Below are 15,653 nucleotides of genomic sequence, written 5' to 3'. Positions count from 1 at the left end.
AATAGCCAGTTAATTTCACCATGGTTGGTTAGGACGTACAGACCGTGGAGCATAAAAATAATGATGTGTTTAGTAAAGTCGACACTTTGAGACAATTACTTTTCATCTGATTAGGGATAAAATAAAGGCAGAATCACATTCATAAATAGACGAGGATGAAAAAGATGGAGTTAAATAAAGATTGTATGTATTGCATGAAGGATGAAAGGCGCGATAACCTTATGATTGAAATTTGTGATCTAGAGGTATCGACGGTTTTTCTTTTTAGAGAACAGACGTACACCGGCAGATGTAATGTGGTATATAAAGGCCATGTTAAAGAACTCTATGAACTTGATAGCCAGGAGTTATCTGCTTATATGAACGATGTGAAGAAGGTTGCAGCCGCTGTGGACAAGGCTTTCCAACCTGGAAAAATTAATTACGGGGCGTATGGCGATAAAATGCACCACCTACATATGCACATTGTGCCAAAATACGAAGGTAAAGAAGATTGGGGTTCCACTTTTGTGATGAACCCAGATAAAACATATCTATCAGAAGAACAATACAAGGAGTTTATCGAAACAATAAAAAAATCACTTTAATGTCAAAAGGATGGTGCACAACTGCACCATCCTTTTTAAATGAGAACTTACAGCACCTTACTTAAAAATGCTTTCGTTCGTTCATGCTGAGGATTGCCGAATAACGCATTCGGTTCATTTTCCTCCACAATATAACCGCCGTCCATGAAAATAACACGGTCTCCCACTTCTCTAGCAAAGCCCATTTCGTGGGTAACTACAACCATGGTCATACCCTCTTTAGCAAGCTGCTTCATAACTTCTAAAACATCCCCGACCATTTCAGGGTCAAGTGCAGAAGTCGGCTCGTCAAAAAGCATAATCTTCGGATTCATCGCTAGTGCCCGTGCAATCGCAACACGCTGCTTTTGTCCTCCGGATAGTTCTCCTGGATAGCTATTTGCTTTTTCTCGTAATCCTACTTTATCGAGTAACTCAAGCGCTAATTTTTCGGCTGCAGTTTTCTCTGTAGAATGAATCTTAACAGGACCCAATGTGATGTTCTCTAAAACAGTCATATGAGGGAATAGGTTAAATTGTTGAAACACCATTCCAACCTCTTGTCTAACCTTGTTAAGATCAACCTTTTTGTCCGTAATATCATGTCCATTAATGACTACCTGTCCGCCAGTAATCTCTTCCAAGCGATTTAAGCAGCGTAGGAATGTACTCTTCCCTGACCCAGAAGGACCTATGACACAAATAACCTCTTTTTCCTTTACTTCTGCATTAATATCTTTCAAAACCTCTAGATTACCAAATGATTTTCTTAAGTTTTTTACCGTGATCATGCTCATCGCAGTTGAAACCTCCTCTCAACGAAATTAGCAAGAAGTGTTAACAAGTAAATGACGATGAAGTAAATGACACCTACAGCCAGCCAAATCTTGAAAGCTTCAAATGTGGCTGAAGCTTGAATCTGTCCTTGCTGTGTTAAATCGGCAATACCAATGACCGATAAAAGCGAAGTATCTTTTAAGCTGATGATGGATTGATTCGTAATGGTTGGGAGCATTCTTCTAAATGCCTGCGGAAGAATGATATAGCGCATTGTTTGTGCACCAGTAAAGCCAATCGATCTGGCCGCTTCCGTTTGTCCTTTATCAATCGATTGAATACCCGCTCTAATAATTTCAGCAAAATAGGCCCCGGCATTAATTGCAACCGTAATGATCCCAGCAGTCGTACTGTTTAAGGAAATAAATTGAAGTGAATTAATACCAAAATAAATAAAGAACAATTGCACAATAAATGGCGTTCCTCGAATAGCGTCGACATAAATCTTTGCGATCCAGTTTAAGATTTTAAGAGGCGCAAGTCGCAGCAAGGCGATTACTAAACCTATTAAAAAACCTAGTAATATAGCAATTAAAAAGATATAGAGTGTTACTTGAAGCCCTTTTAATAATATGGGCAAAGCAGAAACAATAATATCCACCTTTTTCATCCCCTTTCAAAAAGAAGACGCGCTCGCTTTAAGCACGCCTAATCCTATTATTTTATTCACCAAGATACGTTTTTAGAATTTTATCATAGGTTCCATCTTTTTTAAGCTCAGCAAGCCCATTGTTGATTTTTTCTAATAAATCCTGATTTTTACCTTTCAATACAGCAATTCCGTATTGATCTCCATTTAAACGATCTCCCACAGTTTTTAATCCTAAATCCTTCTGGGCAATCGCATAAGTGATAACAGGGTAATCTTCAATTAGAGCATCAGCATTTCCATTCGATACTTCCTGGAACATCGCAGGACTATCGTTAAATTGAACAACTTCGATTCCTAGTTTTGAAGCATTATCTACTGCATATTTCGCACCAGACGTACCTTTTTTAACAGCAACTTTTTTCCCTTTAAGGTCATCAACGGATTTAACTGTTGAATTATCATCTTTAACAACAACGATTAATCCCGCGTCAAAATACGGTGATGAGAAATCTACAATTTTTTTTCTATCTTCTGTAATACTCATTCCGGCAATCGCCACGTCAAGCTGGTTAGCTTGCATAGCTGGAATAATTCCACCAAAGTCCATTGGCGAAAGTTCGATTTCAAACCCTTGTTTTTCCGCAATCGCGTTAATTAACTCGATATCGATACCCTTATATTCGTCTCCTTCTTTAAATTCAAACGGAGGATAAGTTGTATCAACACCAACTTTATATACTTTTTTACTACTACCACTTTCACTCGCTGTTTTATCGGTTCCACACGCTGCGATAAAAAGAGTTAGAACCAGAAACAACGTAAATAGGCCAAATTTTTTCATATCATTCACTCCCCATATAAAAGTTATTAATATTACCGTAGTAATAAAGTTATGACTTTAATAATATAGCATAAATTCAGATAAAATTAATAGTGGCAATTATTGAAATATAATAAATTAAGAGAATAATCAATGATAATTACCTTTATGAACATAAGAATTGCAATGCTTAAAAGCTATTTAAATGAAAATAACACACGAATCGAAATAAGAAAACCTGAAAAATTTACATGCAATTATTTTAAAATGGGTTGTAAAATTTCATATTCAATTTCTTACCTATTAATATGGTGCTGGTGAATCTCCTCTCTCCGAATATTATTTTCTGATTACTAGATTATTTCAGAAATATTATTGCAATATAAATGCCACGGATGTAACCGAACTAACACCTCCCTGTTCTTTTTCTCAGAATATTCTATGTTACGATTATTAAAAATTAGCAACCAAAGAACATGGAGGGTAAAAGAATGCTTAAGAAATTCGTATCAATTTTAGCAGTTGCTGTACTCTCAGTAACTGTAAGTGCTAATGTCCAAGCTGAAAGTATTACGGTTCAAAAAGGGGATACCCTTTGGGCTCTGTCACGGACAAATAACATGTCTTTAGAAAATCTCCAAAAGATAAATAATCTTACTACTGACCTTATTCATCCTGGGGATGTACTAACGGTCGCACCGGAAATACAATATACGGTTATTCAGGACGACACATTATGGGACATAGCCATGAATCATCAGGTAACAGTTTCACAATTGAAAGAATGGAACCAATTACATACTGATCTTATCCATCCTGGATTAAATCTTGTAATCTTTGAAGGTTTCGAAAATACTAATATCGATTTAACAGTACAACCAAAACAGGAAACTGCACCTGCAGCAGAAGCGACAACTGAAAGTACACCCGCTGTAGAGGAGCAAGCGACAGCACCTGCTGAAAGTGAACCCGCAGAGGAAGCACAAGCCCCTGCACCAACAGAAAGTGCACCGGCGGTAGAAGCTGCAGCACCTAGTCAAAAGGAAATTACAGTAGAAGCGACAGCCTATACGGCTAGTTGTGAGGGCTGCTCCGGCATTACGGCCACGGGGATCAACCTTTTAGAAAACCCAAATCAGAAGGTCATCTCTGTTGACCCGACTGTTATACCGCTCGGCAGTAAAGTATATGTAGAAGGCTATGGTGAAGCAATCGCCGGAGATACAGGCGGTGCCATTAAAGGAAATAAAATTGATGTCTTTATCCCGTCAAAATCAGAAGCCATCAATTTTGGAAGAAAACAATTAAAGGTAACCATCTTAAACTAACACTGAAACCCTTAATGGGTTTTTGTGTTTTTGTGTGAAAAAACGCAGTAAAATAACCGAGATTAAAGGCTTTAAACAATCATAAACTCACCGTTCGTTAATCACAAAATATAATTGGAAAAATAAAGAAGAAACTTCTTGAAAAAAAATTAAATTGTCTATTGCGGTGATTTTTATATTCTGCTAATATGAAATAGCGTTGTTATTGGAAAGCTTTTATTCATTATATCTTTGAGTCTTTCCAAGCAGATAATTTTTGACCACTTCCCTAAAGAAGTTAAGGCCATACGGACAGCCGGGTCAAATGCCGATTGGCAACTTTAGTTGCCTTATTGATTGAGTTAAAAGCTCAAATTTTATAAGTTGGTTACTTTACAACCAGTGCAGATGCACACAACTTGTGAAACGGTCAATAAGAGTAGTAAAAGTAATTATTTGCTATATAGACTCTGATCCTATAAAGATATATTCTGAATATTAGTGAGCTTTCTTTCATAATGTCCTAGGACTTTTATGCTAAGAGTATACCCACGCTTTACGGGATACTATGCTTATAATATTTATTAGATATCTAAACAAGTGTTGTGCGCTGTTGTAGCGTTTTTTCACTTGTTTTTTTTGTTGGAAAAAAATCTATTTAGTTGGGAGATAGGAGAATGGGAAAAGCACTTATCATTGGTGCCGGCGGCGTCGCATCAGTAGCAGTTCATAAATGTGTTCAAAACAGTGACGTATTTGAAGAGATTTGTATCGCAAGTCGTACAAAATCCAAATGCGATGATTTAAAAGCAAAATTAGAAGGTACAACCAAAACAAAAATTACAACTGCTCAAGTAGACGCAGACAATGTAGAAGAATTAATCGCTTTAATCAATGAAGTTAAACCAGATATCGTGATGAACTTAGCATTACCATATCAAGACTTAACGATTATGGATGCTTGTCTTGCAACAAAGACACACTATATGGATACAGCGAACTACGAACCTGAAGATACAGCAAAATTTGAATATAAATGGCAATGGGATTACAAAGAGCGCTTTAAAAAAGCTGGCATTACAGCTCTTTTAGGCAGCGGCTTTGACCCAGGTGTAACGGGAGTATTCTCTGCTTATGCATTAAAGCATTACTTTGATGAAATCGAATATATCGATATCCTTGACTGCAACGGCGGCGACCATGGCTATCCGTTTGCAACAAACTTTAACCCTGAAATCAATATCCGTGAAGTTTCTGCTAACGGCCGTTACTGGGAAAATGGCGAATGGGTTGAAACGGAGCCAATGGAAATTAAGCGCGTTTATGACTTCGCTGAAGTTGGCCAAAAAGATATGTACTTGCTTTACCACGAAGAGCTTGAATCTCTTGCGAAAAACATGCCTGGCCTTAAGCGTATCCGCTTCTTCATGACATTTGGCCAAAGCTATATTACACACTTGAAAGCTCTTGAAAATGTAGGAATGACTTCTATCGAACCAATTGAATTCGAAGGAAAACAAATCATTCCCCTTCAGTTCTTGAAGGCTGTATTACCAGATCCAGCTTCTCTTGGACCACGTACAGTTGGAAAAACTAATATCGGCTGTATCTTCCAAGGTAAAAAAGACGGAAAACCGGTAAAGTATTATGTTTACAACGTTTGTGACCACCAAGAGTGCTACAGAGAAGTTGGTTCTCAAGCGATCTCTTATACAACTGGTGTTCCTGCAATGATCGGTGCAGCAATGGTTATGACTGGAAAGTGGAATAAACCAGGCGTATTCAATATTGAAGAATTTGATCCAGATCCATTCATGGAAGAGTTAAACAAATGGGGACTTCCATGGGTAGAAGATTTCAATCCTGTGCTTGTTGATGAGCCAGTAAACGAAAAAGAGTTGGAGCGCGTTCGATAAAATGCGTTTCGAAGAATTACCAACACCATGTTATGTAGTCGATGAAGGTCTTCTAGAGAAGAACCTGAAAATCCTGAACGGTGTCATGGAACGTACAGGAGCTAAAATCGTACTAGCACAAAAAGCCTTTTCTATGACAACAATGTATCCCCTCATTGGAAAGTATTTAAGCGGCACAACAGCAAGTGGCTTATTCGAGGCACGTCTAGGTTACGAAGAAATGGGCAAAGAAAATCATGTCTTTGCCCCTGCCTACCGTGAAGATGAAATTGACGAGATTATTTCTATTTGCGACCATATTATTTTTAATTCCTTCTCACAGTTGGAAAAGTTTAAGGATAAAGCCCTTGCAGCTGGCAGAAAAGTCGGTTTGCGTATCAATCCTGAATGTTCAACACAAGTGGGACATGAAATCTATGATCCATGTTCCCCAGGTTCGAGATTCGGTGTAAGACAAGAAGATTTTCGTCCTGATTTACTAGATGGTGTTTCAGGATTACATTTCCATACTCTTTGTCAGCAAAACTCTGACGATTTAGAGACCACGCTAAATGCAGTCGAAGCTAGGTTTGGCGAGTGGCTTCCACAAATGGAGTGGATTAACTTTGGCGGCGGCCACCATATTACAAGAGAAGATTACGACATTCCGAGACTGGAAAACTGCATCAGAAGAATGCAGGAGAAATACGGATTAGAAGTATATCTGGAGCCAGGTGAAGCGATTGCGCTTAATGCAGGCTATTTAATCACTTCTGTCCTTGACCTCCATCGTAATGGAATCGAGATTGCCATTCTTGACACTTCTGCAACCTGTCATATGCCGGACGTTTTGGAAATGCCTTATCGTCCTCCCTTGTTTGGATCAGGTGAAGCAGGTGAAAAGCCTTTTACCTACCGTCTTGGCGGACAAACCTGCCTTACTGGCGATGTAATCGGCGATTATTCATTTGATCAGCCATTAAAGAGCGGTGACCGTTTAGTTTTCGGTGATATGGCCATCTATACAATGGTGAAAAACACTACATTCAATGGTATGCCTTTACCAGCGATTGCTATTCAAGACAAAGACGGCGACTGTCGTATTGTCCGTGAATTCGGCTATCAAGATTTTAAAGTAAGATTAGCGTAACCAGTTGTGAAACCAGATTCTGAAAATGAATCTGGTTTTTTTACTGTGTTTAAAAAATAAACGGAAAAATTCCGGCTAAATTGGGAAATACCCATATTTCCTTAAAAATAAGCGGAGTTTTTCCGGTTAAATGATCCAAATCTTTTGATTTTGACTTATTTAGAGCAGTTAACCGGATTATCTCCGCTTATATCTGCTTTTTAAGCTACCTCAATATACATTAACCGGAAATTCTCCGCCTATGAATTCTCATACCATAAACAAGAATCATAACAGAGCCTATATATAAAATATGTCCATTAAATAGTAACAATATTTTGATACTTTAACTCGTTAATGAGGTATAATAGAAAGAAACTGGAAAAAAGAAGATGATATCTTGTTATGTAAAAGCCTGGAATTCAAAAATACTTTTGGACAGAAAATTAAAGTCACCGATATCCCTGTATTAGATTCAAACAATCAGTACTATTTTTTAGTACAGGTTCGATTACAGCGGTTTGTTTCACTTCTGAATGGTCAGCATCAAGAAATAAGCAGCCACTCTTTCCGTGAACATTTGAAACGAAAGATGAACTGGGTTGAATTTAAGGAATTATACAGTATTCAAGTCTTTAAAAATAACGCATAATCTCTACATAGGGTCTGCATCCACAACTGGATGCGGACCTTTCTCTTTTTGGATATCCATTACGCCCTGTGCATTTATCTAAGTATCCTTTCTTTTCTCAGCTCCTCCACTCCAAACCCCCTGCATTTACCCAAGCACTTTTTCTTTTCTCATTTCGGTCACTCCAGCCCCTTTGCATTTACCCAAGTACCCTTTCTTTTCTCTTCTCGGTCACTCCAGACCATCTGCATTTACCCAATGTACCCTTTCTTTTCTCCTCTCGGTCACTCCAGCCCCTCTGCATTTACCCAAGTACCCTTTCTTTTCTCATTTCGGTCACTCCAGACCCTTTGCATTTACCCAAATACCCTTTCTTTTCTCTTCTCGGTCACTCCAGACCCTCTGCATTTACCCAAGCATCATTACTTTTCTCATCTAGGTCACTCCCGATCCACTAGACATCTTAATGAGAAAAACCAGCTTATTTGAGAACCGACTATTTATAGCTTTCAAATGATTTATAGTTACCGTGAAAATCTATAACTGAAAAAATAAAACATAATGGTTGACAACTTGGGTGCTTTTATATAATAATAAACATTGTATTAGAATTATTCTAATTTAGTTATTAGTATTTGATGTAAACCATTCTCAAAATTATTTTAGGAGGAAATACACTATGTCATTAATCGGTAAAGAAGTACAAGCATTCACAGCAAACGCGTATCAAAATGGAGATTTCATCACTGTTTCAGAAGAAAACTTTAAAGGTAAATGGAGTGTCGTTTGCTTCTACCCAGCAGATTTCACATTCGTATGCCCTACTGAATTAGAAGACTTACAAAACGAATACGCAACGTTAAAAGATCTTGGAGTTGAAGTATACTCTGTATCAACTGATACTCACTTCACACACAAAGCATGGCACGATCACTCACCAGCTATCAGCAAAATCGAATATATCATGATTGGTGACCCGTCTCAAAAACTTACACGCGCATTTGATGTATTAGATGAAGAAGAAGGTCTTGCACAACGCGGAACATTCATCATCGATCCAGACGGTGTTGTACAAGCTATGGAAATCAATGCAGACGGTATTGGCCGTGACGCAAGCACTCTTGTTAACAAAATTAAAGCAGCTCAATACGTTCGAAACAATCCAGGTGAAGTTTGCCCAGCTAAATGGCAAGAAGGTTCTGAGACACTTAAGCCAAGCCTTGACCTAGTAGGAAAAATTTAAGGAGTAGATAATAATGTTACTAGATGCAGATATAAAAGCTCAGTTATCCCAGTATCTTCAACTGATGGAAGGCGATATCCTTCTTAAAGCCAGCGCAGGAACCGATGACGTATCTCGCGACATGTTGCTGTTAATTGATGAATTGGCAACTATGTCATCTAACATTAAGGTTGAAAAAACAGAACTAGAGAGAACACCAAGCTTTAGTGTAAATCGTATCGGCGAAGACACTGGAGTAACGTTTGCTGGTATTCCTCTAGGACATGAATTCACATCCTTAGTGTTGGCTCTCTTGCAAGTTAGCGGAAGAGCGCCAAAAGTAGAACAAAAAGTAATCGATCAAATCAAAGCCATCAAAGGTGAATATCACTTTGAATCTTATATCAGCCTGACTTGCCACAACTGTCCTGATGTTGTACAAGCCTTAAACTTAATGAGCATTCTCAACCCCGGTATTACCCATACCATGATTGATGGTGCAGCCTTTAAAGCTGAGGTTGAAAGCAAGAACATCATGGCAGTTCCAACTGTTTTCCTAAATGGAGAATCGTTTGGCAGCGGCCGTATGACAATTGAAGAAATCCTCGCTAAAATGGGCACTGGTCCAGATGCAGCTGAGCTTTCTGATAAAGAGCCATACGATGTTCTTGTTGTCGGCGGGGGTCCTGCCGGTGCAAGTGCAGCGATTTATGCAGCTCGAAAAGGTATCCGTACAGGTATTGTAGCTGAACGCTTTGGCGGTCAAGTAATGGACACAATGGGTATTGAAAACTTTATCGGAACCAAATATACAGAAGGTCCGAAACTTGCAGGAAGCCTTGAAGAGCATGTGAAAGATTATGGCGTGGATGTTTTGAACTTACAACGTGCAAAACGCTTAGAAAAGAAAGACCTTGTAGAAATTGAACTCGAAAACGGTGCTGTTCTTAAGAGTAAAGCCGTGATCCTTTCCACTGGTGCACGCTGGCGTAATGTTGGTGTCCCAGGTGAAGCGGAGTTTAAAAATAAAGGTGTAGCTTACTGCCCACACTGTGATGGTCCATTGTTTGCAGGAAAACGCGTTGCTGTAATTGGCGGCGGGAATTCCGGTATTGAGGCTGCAATTGATCTTGCAGGTATCGTAAAGCATGTAACCGTTCTTGAGTTTGCAGCTGAGTTAAAAGCTGACTCCGTGCTTCAGGACCGTCTATACAGCCTGCCTAATGTAACGGTAATCCTGAATGCTCAAACAAAAGAAATTACCGGTACTGACAAGGTAAATGGTATTTCCTATATGGATCGTGAAACAGAAGAAGTTAAGCATATTGAATTAGAAGGTATATTTGTACAAATTGGTCTTGTACCAAACACAGATTGGTTAGAGGGTACCCTTGAACGCACTCGCTTCGGTGAGATTATTGTGGACAAGCATGGTGCTACTAGCATTCCAGGCGTATATGCGGCTGGTGACTGTACAGATAGTGCCTATAAGCAAATCATTATTTCTATGGGATCCGGTGCTACTGCTGCATTAGGTGCATTCGATTACTTGATTCGGAATTAATCTCTCAATAAAAAAGTCGCTGTACTATCTTGACCGATAGTATAGCGGCTTTTTTCCTTTTTACCGGCTTTAACTAGGCTGTATCTCTTTTCCCCCTTCTCTTCCCCTCTCCTTCTAACAGAATAGTATTTTCAATTCTAAGACAACCTAATAATAGAATTAAATTTTCTTCAAGTGATTATACAGCTTACCATATAGAGTTGTTGAAGGGAGATTGATCCGTGAAACTGTATCAAGTAAGAAAAGGACAATTTGTTTATTATAACAATGAGTTACACAAGGTATACGGTGTAAAACCTATGTATAAACTGTCCGTGCATCTAATTAAGCTAAGGGATTTAACTCAGCATATTACCAATGCTGCAAGCGTAGAAAAATACAAGCCGAAGGAAAATGACAGTTTTATTTTTAATCATAAGGCATATACGCTCAAAAAAGAACGAAATGCAGAAGCAGGAGATTATATTTTAATTCACAATCCAATGCCCGATTCCCTTGATACCTATACATTAAATGAAATTGAATTGGTCGAAACGGCGGATAAAAAGGGAGTTATCACAGGTAACTCCCACGGGGTTAAACATAATGAGTATTTATTAATGGTGCCGGGCCGCGCTGCTGATAGTAGTCCTATCGACTATAAAGACAAGGCAAATGAGGAAGACGAGAGCTTAAGTTACATCGGAGCCCTAGGTCCTGCCACCAGCGATCTTCTGCCATCCATAGGAGACATCTATAAAAAGAAAGACAATGACTCCATATTCGAAGCAATGGTGGTAGCAATCAAAGACCAAACTGTTTACCTTGGAGGCGGATTAGAGATTCCACAGGAAGAGTTGATGAACACGGAAAAGTGGGAATTTCTCTATAACCTCCTTGATAAGTGATTACTCCCAAAAAATTATCCTTTCTAAATAACTGACACCAAGCTTTACTAGGAGGTTTCTATGAACAGTAATAATAAGGAAAACAGCGTGTTTATTATTTCATTATTACTTACGCTCATTTTTATTGTCTGGGGAGTCTTTTTTACTGATAATCTAGCCAAAGTGACCGATATTATCTATAATGGTTCGATTGATTACCTTGGTTGGGTGTATCTGGGTGCTACCCTATTCTTTGTTATCTTTTCAATCTATTTATTGTTCTCTAAATATGGTGATATTCGACTGGGAAAGAAAACTGACCGGCCTGATTTTAACACAGCATCTTGGCTTGCTATGTTATTTGGTGCTGGTATGGGAATCGGGATTGTTTACTGGAGTGTCGCCGAACCTGTAACACACTATACATCCCCTCCTTATGGGGAAGGTCATACGATTAATGCCGCCAATACGGCAATGAAATATACATTTTTTCATTGGGGCCTGGACCCATGGGCCATTTATACGGTGATTGGTTTAGCCCTTGCCTTTTTTCAATATAACAAAAGGCTGCCTGCGGCGATAAGTTCAGCATTCCATCCGATATTAGGAGATAGAATTTACGGGCCGATTGGAAAAACAATTGATATCCTGTCTATCTTTGCAACAGTCTTTGGTATCGCGACATCTTTAGGCCTTGGTGCCATGCAGGTGACCGCCGGAATGCATGACCTATTCGGTGTTCCTAATCAGTTATTTGTTCAAATGATTGTGATTGTTGTCGCAACAATTATTTTTATCATTTCCATCAATACAGGATTAGAAAGGGGCATTCAGTACTTATCCAATGCTGCAATGATTCTATCTTTTGCGATTATGCTGCTGATTTTAATCGTTGGTCCCACTCTCACTGTAATAAAAGTTTTTTTTAATACAACTGGTCTTTATATTAGTGACTTTATACATATGAGTTTAAGGTTAAAGCCTTTTGGTGAAGGAGAATGGATTGCCTCCTGGACACTATTTTATTGGGCATGGTGGATTGCCTGGGCACCATTTGTCGGTATGTTTATTGCCAGGGTTTCAAAAGGAAGAACAGTTAAGGAATTTGTTATTGGCGTACTGGTTGTTCCTACTCTCGGAACATGTCTCTGGATGTCCATATTTGGCGGCTCTGCACTTGAATTGGTACAAAACACTGGCAACCATGACCTGGCAAAAAAGATTACCGAAGACGTTTCATTGTCAATCTTTACATTCTTTGATTATCTTCCATTAAGTTCAGTGTTAAGTATTTTAGGGTTTGCAGTTGTAGCCATTTATTATATAACCGTCGCCGATACAGCCACGTTTGTACTGGGGATGTTAAGTGAAGGCGGAACATTAAATCCTTCAAATAAAATAAAAATGACATGGGGTGTCATTCAATCTGCGTTGGCTGCAGTATTGCTTTTAGCTGGGGGTTTGAACGTTTTGCAGACTGCTTCCATTGCGGCTGCCCTGCCTTTTGCGATTATACTTGTAGTGATGTGCTTCTCCTTAGTAAAAGGGTTAAAAAGTGAAGTCGAGGTACAAAGAGGCAATAAAAGAAGCGCAAACCATTCCTGAAGGGTCATTAAATAAAAAAAATAAGAAAAACCACCTTTTAAAAAATGATCATTTTCTTAAAGGTGGTTTTATTATGTATATTGATTATTTTAGAAGGATTAGGCTAACTTTCCTACGTTTCAAAGATGGCTCCGCAGGTAGGACTCGAACCTACGACCGATCGGTTAACAGCCGATAGCTCTACCACTGAGCTACTGCGGAACAATTAAAAGTTGTTTTTGCTGTTGAATAACTCTGGTTATTATATTTGGCAAATGGTTGAATTATTATGCTAAGCAAAAAATTCTGGTGGGCCTAAATGGACTCGAACCATCGACCTCACGCTTATCAGGCGTGCGCTCTAACCAGCTGAGCTATAGGCCCATAATTGGAGCGGGTGATGAGAATCGAACTCACAACATCAGCTTGGAAGGCTGAGGTTTTACCACTAAACTACACCCGCATATTTAATTTGGAGGCAACACCCGGATTTGAACCGGGGATAAAGGTTTTGCAGACCTCTGCCTTACCACTTGGCTATGCTGCCCAAACTTTTAAAGAGCAATCCCAATTTATTAAGATTAATGGGGCGACTGATGGGAATCGAACCCACGAATGCCTGAACCACAATCAGGTGCGTTAACCACTTCGCCACAATCGCCATATTAGTTATTTCACTACCGTGAAAAAACTTTGGTGGAGGGGGACGGATTCGAACCGCCGAACCCAGAGGGAGCGGATTTACAGTCCGCCGCGTTTAGCCACTTCGCTACCCCTCCATATATAAAAGACCAATAAAGTTCAAAAAAATGATGGCTCAGGACGGAATCGAACCGCCGACACAAGGATTTTCAGTCCTTTGCTCTACCGACTGAGCTACTGAGCCACACAAGTAAAGTTTCCTAAAGTTTGATTGATAATCAAACCTTTGCTCAAAAAACCTCACGGTTTTTCTCGCAGATTGCCATGGAAGTCCATTCAGTGAAGTGAGCAATCTGCTCTACCGACTGAGCTACTGAGCCATACAATCTATTATCTATATCAACAGTAGAGTTAACCTACTGATATAAAAAATGGCGGTCCGGACGGGACTCGAACCCGCGACCTCCTGCGTGACAGGCAGGCATTCTAACCAACTGAACTACCGGACCAATGTTTTTCAAGTGTATTACTTGAAAAATTAATTGCGGGGGCAGGATTTGAACCTACGACCTTCGGGTTATGAGCCCGACGAGCTACCAGACTGCTCCACCCCGCGACAATAAAATTATTTAATTATATCCATGCCCAATATAAGAATATAGAATTTATGGAGGAGGAAGAGGGATTCGAACCCCCGCGCGGTTTGACCCGCCTGTCGGTTTTCAAGACCGATCCCTTCAGCCAGACTTGGGTATTCCTCCGAATATAAGTGGAGCCTAGCGGGATCGAACCGCTGACCTCCTGCGTGCAAAGCAGGCGCTCTCCCAGCTGAGCTAAGGCCCCATATATTTAATAGTTTTGAATGGTCGGGAAGACAGGATTCGAACCTGCGACCCCTTGGTCCCAAACCAAGTGCTCTACCAAGCTGAGCTACTTCCCGATTATATATGGCGCGCCCGAAAGGAGTCGAACCCATAACCTTCTGATCCGTAGTCAGACACTCTATCCAATTGAGCTACGGGCGCATTTTAAACTATAATTTTTTATTCAAAAAATGGTGCCGAGGACCGGAATCGAACCGGTACGGTAGTCACCTACCGCAGGATTTTAAGTCCTGTGCGTCTGCCAGTTCCGCCACCCCGGCAACATTGGAGCGGAAGACGGGATTCGAACCCGCGACCCCCACCTTGGCAAGGTGGTGTTCTACCACTGAACTACTTCCGCATTTATTGAGTTATTTTACAGTTAAAAAACCTAAGTGCGGGTGAAGGGAGTCGAACCCCCACGCCTTGCGGCGCCAGATCCTAAGTCTGGTGCGTCTGCCAATTCCGCCACACCCGCATATTTAAAATTATTTGCTTTCGCAAAAGGAAAGTTATTTTCGCTAACGCGAAAAAAATTTGGTGAGCCATGAAGGACTCGAACCTTCGACCCTCTGATTAAAAGTCAGATGCTCTACCAACTGAGCTAATGGCTCTAATAATGAAATTTATCTAAACTTATTTTCTCTGCTTTAAATCCCTTTCGGGATGTCATGCTTCCGCTGATGCAAAATCAACGTAGCAAGAAGCATGGTGCCGGCGAGAGGACTTGAACCCCCAACCTACTGATTACAAGTCAGTTGCTCTACCAATTGAGCTACCCCGGCACATTTTAACTATCGTGAAAAAACATTGGTGGAGGATGACGGGATCGAACCGCCGACCCTCTGCTTGTAAGGCAGATGCTCTCCCAGCTGAGCTAATCCTCCGTATAATGGTAAGATGTTTTTCGTTGATGCAAAAAATCTTTGGTGACCCCTACGGGATTCGAACCCGTGTTACCTCCGTGAAAGGGAGGTGTCTTAACCACTTGACCAAGGGGCCTTAATAATTTTTGAGCAAAAAAATAGCCCCAAAGGGGTAGCCTGGCAACGTCCTACTCTCACAGGGACAAAGTCCCAACTACCATCGGCGCTGAGAAGCTTAACTTCCGTGTTCGGTATGGGAACGGGTGTGA

General features: G+C 40.1%; 12 protein-coding genes, 20 tRNA genes and 1 rRNA gene. 9 read left to right on the top strand and 24 right to left on the bottom strand.

Annotated elements, in window-relative coordinates; translation table 11 throughout:
- The first annotated feature begins 164 nt into the window (after positions 1 to 164).
- Positions 165 to 587, top strand: a complete 423-nt coding sequence (locus F4694_RS00165; protein WP_179594889.1) for an HIT family protein — start codon at positions 165 to 167, stop codon at positions 585 to 587.
- A 47-nt stretch (positions 588 to 634) separates the two neighbouring features.
- Here the strand turns inward: F4694_RS00165 and F4694_RS00160 are convergent, their stop codons facing one another.
- The 3 genes from F4694_RS00160 to F4694_RS00150 all read right to left on the bottom strand — a co-directional run bounded on the left by F4694_RS00160 (position 635) and on the right by F4694_RS00150 (position 2,836).
- Complete coding sequence (locus F4694_RS00160) at positions 635 to 1,363, bottom strand: amino acid ABC transporter ATP-binding protein (RefSeq protein ID WP_306458353.1); 729 nt, start codon at positions 1,361 to 1,363, stop codon at positions 635 to 637.
- On the bottom strand, positions 1,360 to 2,004 hold the full coding sequence (locus F4694_RS00155) for an amino acid ABC transporter permease (protein WP_179594888.1): 645 nt from the start codon (positions 2,002 to 2,004) through the stop codon (positions 1,360 to 1,362). Before F4694_RS00155 ends, F4694_RS00160 begins: the two co-directional genes overlap by 4 nt.
- Before the next feature lie 61 nt (positions 2,005 to 2,065).
- Positions 2,066 to 2,836, bottom strand: a complete 771-nt coding sequence (locus F4694_RS00150; RefSeq protein WP_179594887.1) for a transporter substrate-binding domain-containing protein — start codon at positions 2,834 to 2,836, stop codon at positions 2,066 to 2,068.
- Positions 2,837 to 3,306: 470 nt separating this feature from the next.
- On the opposite strand from F4694_RS00150, the gene F4694_RS00145 reads away from it, so the two are divergent.
- From F4694_RS00145 to F4694_RS00110, 8 genes are all read left to right on the top strand, one after another.
- Positions 3,307 to 4,143 (top strand): LysM peptidoglycan-binding and 3D domain-containing protein, encoded by an 837-nt coding sequence (locus F4694_RS00145; protein ID WP_179594886.1) that lies wholly within the window; start codon positions 3,307 to 3,309, stop codon positions 4,141 to 4,143.
- A 656-nt stretch (positions 4,144 to 4,799) separates the two neighbouring features.
- Entirely contained in the window at positions 4,800 to 6,038 is a 1,239-nt protein-coding gene (locus F4694_RS00140) for a saccharopine dehydrogenase family protein (protein WP_179594885.1), read from the top strand.
- 1 nt (position 6,039) lies between these two features.
- Positions 6,040 to 7,167 carry a carboxynorspermidine decarboxylase gene (gene nspC, locus F4694_RS00135; protein ID WP_179594884.1) on the top strand — a complete coding sequence of 376 codons (1,128 nt, stop codon included), beginning with the start codon at positions 6,040 to 6,042 and terminating at the stop codon, positions 7,165 to 7,167.
- 379 nt (positions 7,168 to 7,546) lie between these two features.
- Positions 7,547 to 7,798, top strand: a complete 252-nt coding sequence (locus tag F4694_RS00130) for a DUF2535 family protein (protein WP_179594883.1) — start codon at positions 7,547 to 7,549, stop codon at positions 7,796 to 7,798.
- Positions 7,799 to 8,456: 658 nt separating this feature from the next.
- A complete protein-coding gene (ahpC, locus tag F4694_RS00125) occupies positions 8,457 to 9,020 on the top strand; it encodes an alkyl hydroperoxide reductase subunit C (RefSeq protein WP_179594882.1) in 564 nt (187 codons plus the stop codon).
- A gap of 13 nt (positions 9,021 to 9,033) precedes the next feature.
- Positions 9,034 to 10,563 (top strand): alkyl hydroperoxide reductase subunit F, encoded by a 1,530-nt coding sequence (ahpF, locus tag F4694_RS00120; RefSeq protein ID WP_179594881.1) that lies wholly within the window; start codon positions 9,034 to 9,036, stop codon positions 10,561 to 10,563.
- A gap of 221 nt (positions 10,564 to 10,784) precedes the next feature.
- Positions 10,785 to 11,450, top strand: a complete 666-nt coding sequence (locus tag F4694_RS00115) for a hypothetical protein (RefSeq protein ID WP_179594880.1) — start codon at positions 10,785 to 10,787, stop codon at positions 11,448 to 11,450.
- Positions 11,451 to 11,510: 60 nt separating this feature from the next.
- Positions 11,511 to 13,034 carry a glycine betaine uptake BCCT transporter gene (locus tag F4694_RS00110; RefSeq protein ID WP_179594879.1) on the top strand — a complete coding sequence of 508 codons (1,524 nt, stop codon included), beginning with the start codon at positions 11,511 to 11,513 and terminating at the stop codon, positions 13,032 to 13,034.
- Between the two features lie 126 nt (positions 13,035 to 13,160).
- Here the strand turns inward: F4694_RS00110 and F4694_RS00105 are convergent.
- The 21 genes from F4694_RS00105 to rrf form a co-directional block, all read right to left on the bottom strand.
- Positions 13,161 to 13,235: transfer RNA gene (locus tag F4694_RS00105), tRNA-Asn, on the bottom strand.
- Positions 13,236 to 13,320: 85 nt separating this feature from the next.
- Positions 13,321 to 13,397: transfer RNA gene (locus tag F4694_RS00100), tRNA-Ile, on the bottom strand.
- Positions 13,398 to 13,402: 5 nt separating this feature from the next.
- A tRNA-Gly gene (locus tag F4694_RS00095) sits at positions 13,403 to 13,476 on the bottom strand.
- 10 nt (positions 13,477 to 13,486) lie between these two features.
- Positions 13,487 to 13,560: transfer RNA gene (locus F4694_RS00090), tRNA-Cys, on the bottom strand.
- Between the two features lie 38 nt (positions 13,561 to 13,598).
- Positions 13,599 to 13,674, bottom strand: a tRNA-His gene (locus F4694_RS00085).
- A gap of 33 nt (positions 13,675 to 13,707) precedes the next feature.
- Positions 13,708 to 13,792, bottom strand: a tRNA-Tyr gene (locus tag F4694_RS00080).
- 34 nt (positions 13,793 to 13,826) lie between these two features.
- A tRNA-Phe gene (locus F4694_RS00075) sits at positions 13,827 to 13,899 on the bottom strand.
- A 188-nt stretch (positions 13,900 to 14,087) separates the two neighbouring features.
- Positions 14,088 to 14,164, bottom strand: a tRNA-Asp gene (locus tag F4694_RS00070).
- A 33-nt stretch (positions 14,165 to 14,197) separates the two neighbouring features.
- Positions 14,198 to 14,271 (bottom strand) — tRNA-Met (locus F4694_RS00065).
- A 52-nt stretch (positions 14,272 to 14,323) separates the two neighbouring features.
- Positions 14,324 to 14,416 (bottom strand) — tRNA-Ser (locus tag F4694_RS00060).
- 9 nt (positions 14,417 to 14,425) lie between these two features.
- Positions 14,426 to 14,498, bottom strand: a tRNA-Ala gene (locus F4694_RS00055).
- 20 nt (positions 14,499 to 14,518) lie between these two features.
- A tRNA-Pro gene (locus F4694_RS00050) sits at positions 14,519 to 14,595 on the bottom strand.
- Positions 14,596 to 14,603: 8 nt separating this feature from the next.
- Positions 14,604 to 14,680 (bottom strand) — tRNA-Arg (locus F4694_RS00045).
- A 30-nt stretch (positions 14,681 to 14,710) separates the two neighbouring features.
- Positions 14,711 to 14,799 (bottom strand) — tRNA-Leu (locus F4694_RS00040).
- A gap of 5 nt (positions 14,800 to 14,804) precedes the next feature.
- Positions 14,805 to 14,879, bottom strand: a tRNA-Gly gene (locus F4694_RS00035).
- A 35-nt stretch (positions 14,880 to 14,914) separates the two neighbouring features.
- Positions 14,915 to 14,996 (bottom strand) — tRNA-Leu (locus F4694_RS00030).
- Between the two features lie 60 nt (positions 14,997 to 15,056).
- Positions 15,057 to 15,132 (bottom strand) — tRNA-Lys (locus F4694_RS00025).
- Positions 15,133 to 15,227: 95 nt separating this feature from the next.
- Positions 15,228 to 15,303, bottom strand: a tRNA-Thr gene (locus F4694_RS00020).
- A 26-nt stretch (positions 15,304 to 15,329) separates the two neighbouring features.
- Positions 15,330 to 15,405, bottom strand: a tRNA-Val gene (locus tag F4694_RS00015).
- A gap of 40 nt (positions 15,406 to 15,445) precedes the next feature.
- Positions 15,446 to 15,520: transfer RNA gene (locus tag F4694_RS00010), tRNA-Glu, on the bottom strand.
- Between the two features lie 39 nt (positions 15,521 to 15,559).
- A 5S ribosomal RNA gene (gene rrf, locus F4694_RS00005) occupies positions 15,560 to 15,653 on the bottom strand; the annotation flags it as partial.

The organism is Neobacillus driksii, from assembly GCF_013409995.1.
Classification (GTDB): Bacteria; Bacillota; Bacilli; order Bacillales; family Cytobacillaceae; genus Neobacillus; species Neobacillus driksii.
Note: the sequence above shows the minus strand (reverse complement) of the source record. Positions and strands in the feature narration are given on the sequence as shown.

Coding starts and splice junctions, on each gene's coding strand:
- F4694_RS00140 (WP_179594885.1), top strand. CDS start 4,800: ATGGGAAAAGCACTTATCATTGGTGCCGGCGGCGTCGCATCAGTAGCA.
- F4694_RS00150 (WP_179594887.1), bottom strand. CDS start 2,836: ATGAAAAAATTTGGCCTATTTACGTTGTTTCTGGTTCTAACTCTTTTT.
- F4694_RS00165 (WP_179594889.1), top strand. CDS start 165: ATGGAGTTAAATAAAGATTGTATGTATTGCATGAAGGATGAAAGGCGC.
- nspC (WP_179594884.1), top strand. CDS start 6,040: ATGCGTTTCGAAGAATTACCAACACCATGTTATGTAGTCGATGAAGGT.
- F4694_RS00110 (WP_179594879.1), top strand. CDS start 11,511: ATGAACAGTAATAATAAGGAAAACAGCGTGTTTATTATTTCATTATTA.
- F4694_RS00160 (WP_306458353.1), bottom strand. CDS start 1,363: ATGAGCATGATCACGGTAAAAAACTTAAGAAAATCATTTGGTAATCTA.
- F4694_RS00145 (WP_179594886.1), top strand. CDS start 3,307: ATGCTTAAGAAATTCGTATCAATTTTAGCAGTTGCTGTACTCTCAGTA.
- ahpC (WP_179594882.1), top strand. CDS start 8,457: ATGTCATTAATCGGTAAAGAAGTACAAGCATTCACAGCAAACGCGTAT.
- ahpF (WP_179594881.1), top strand. CDS start 9,034: ATGTTACTAGATGCAGATATAAAAGCTCAGTTATCCCAGTATCTTCAA.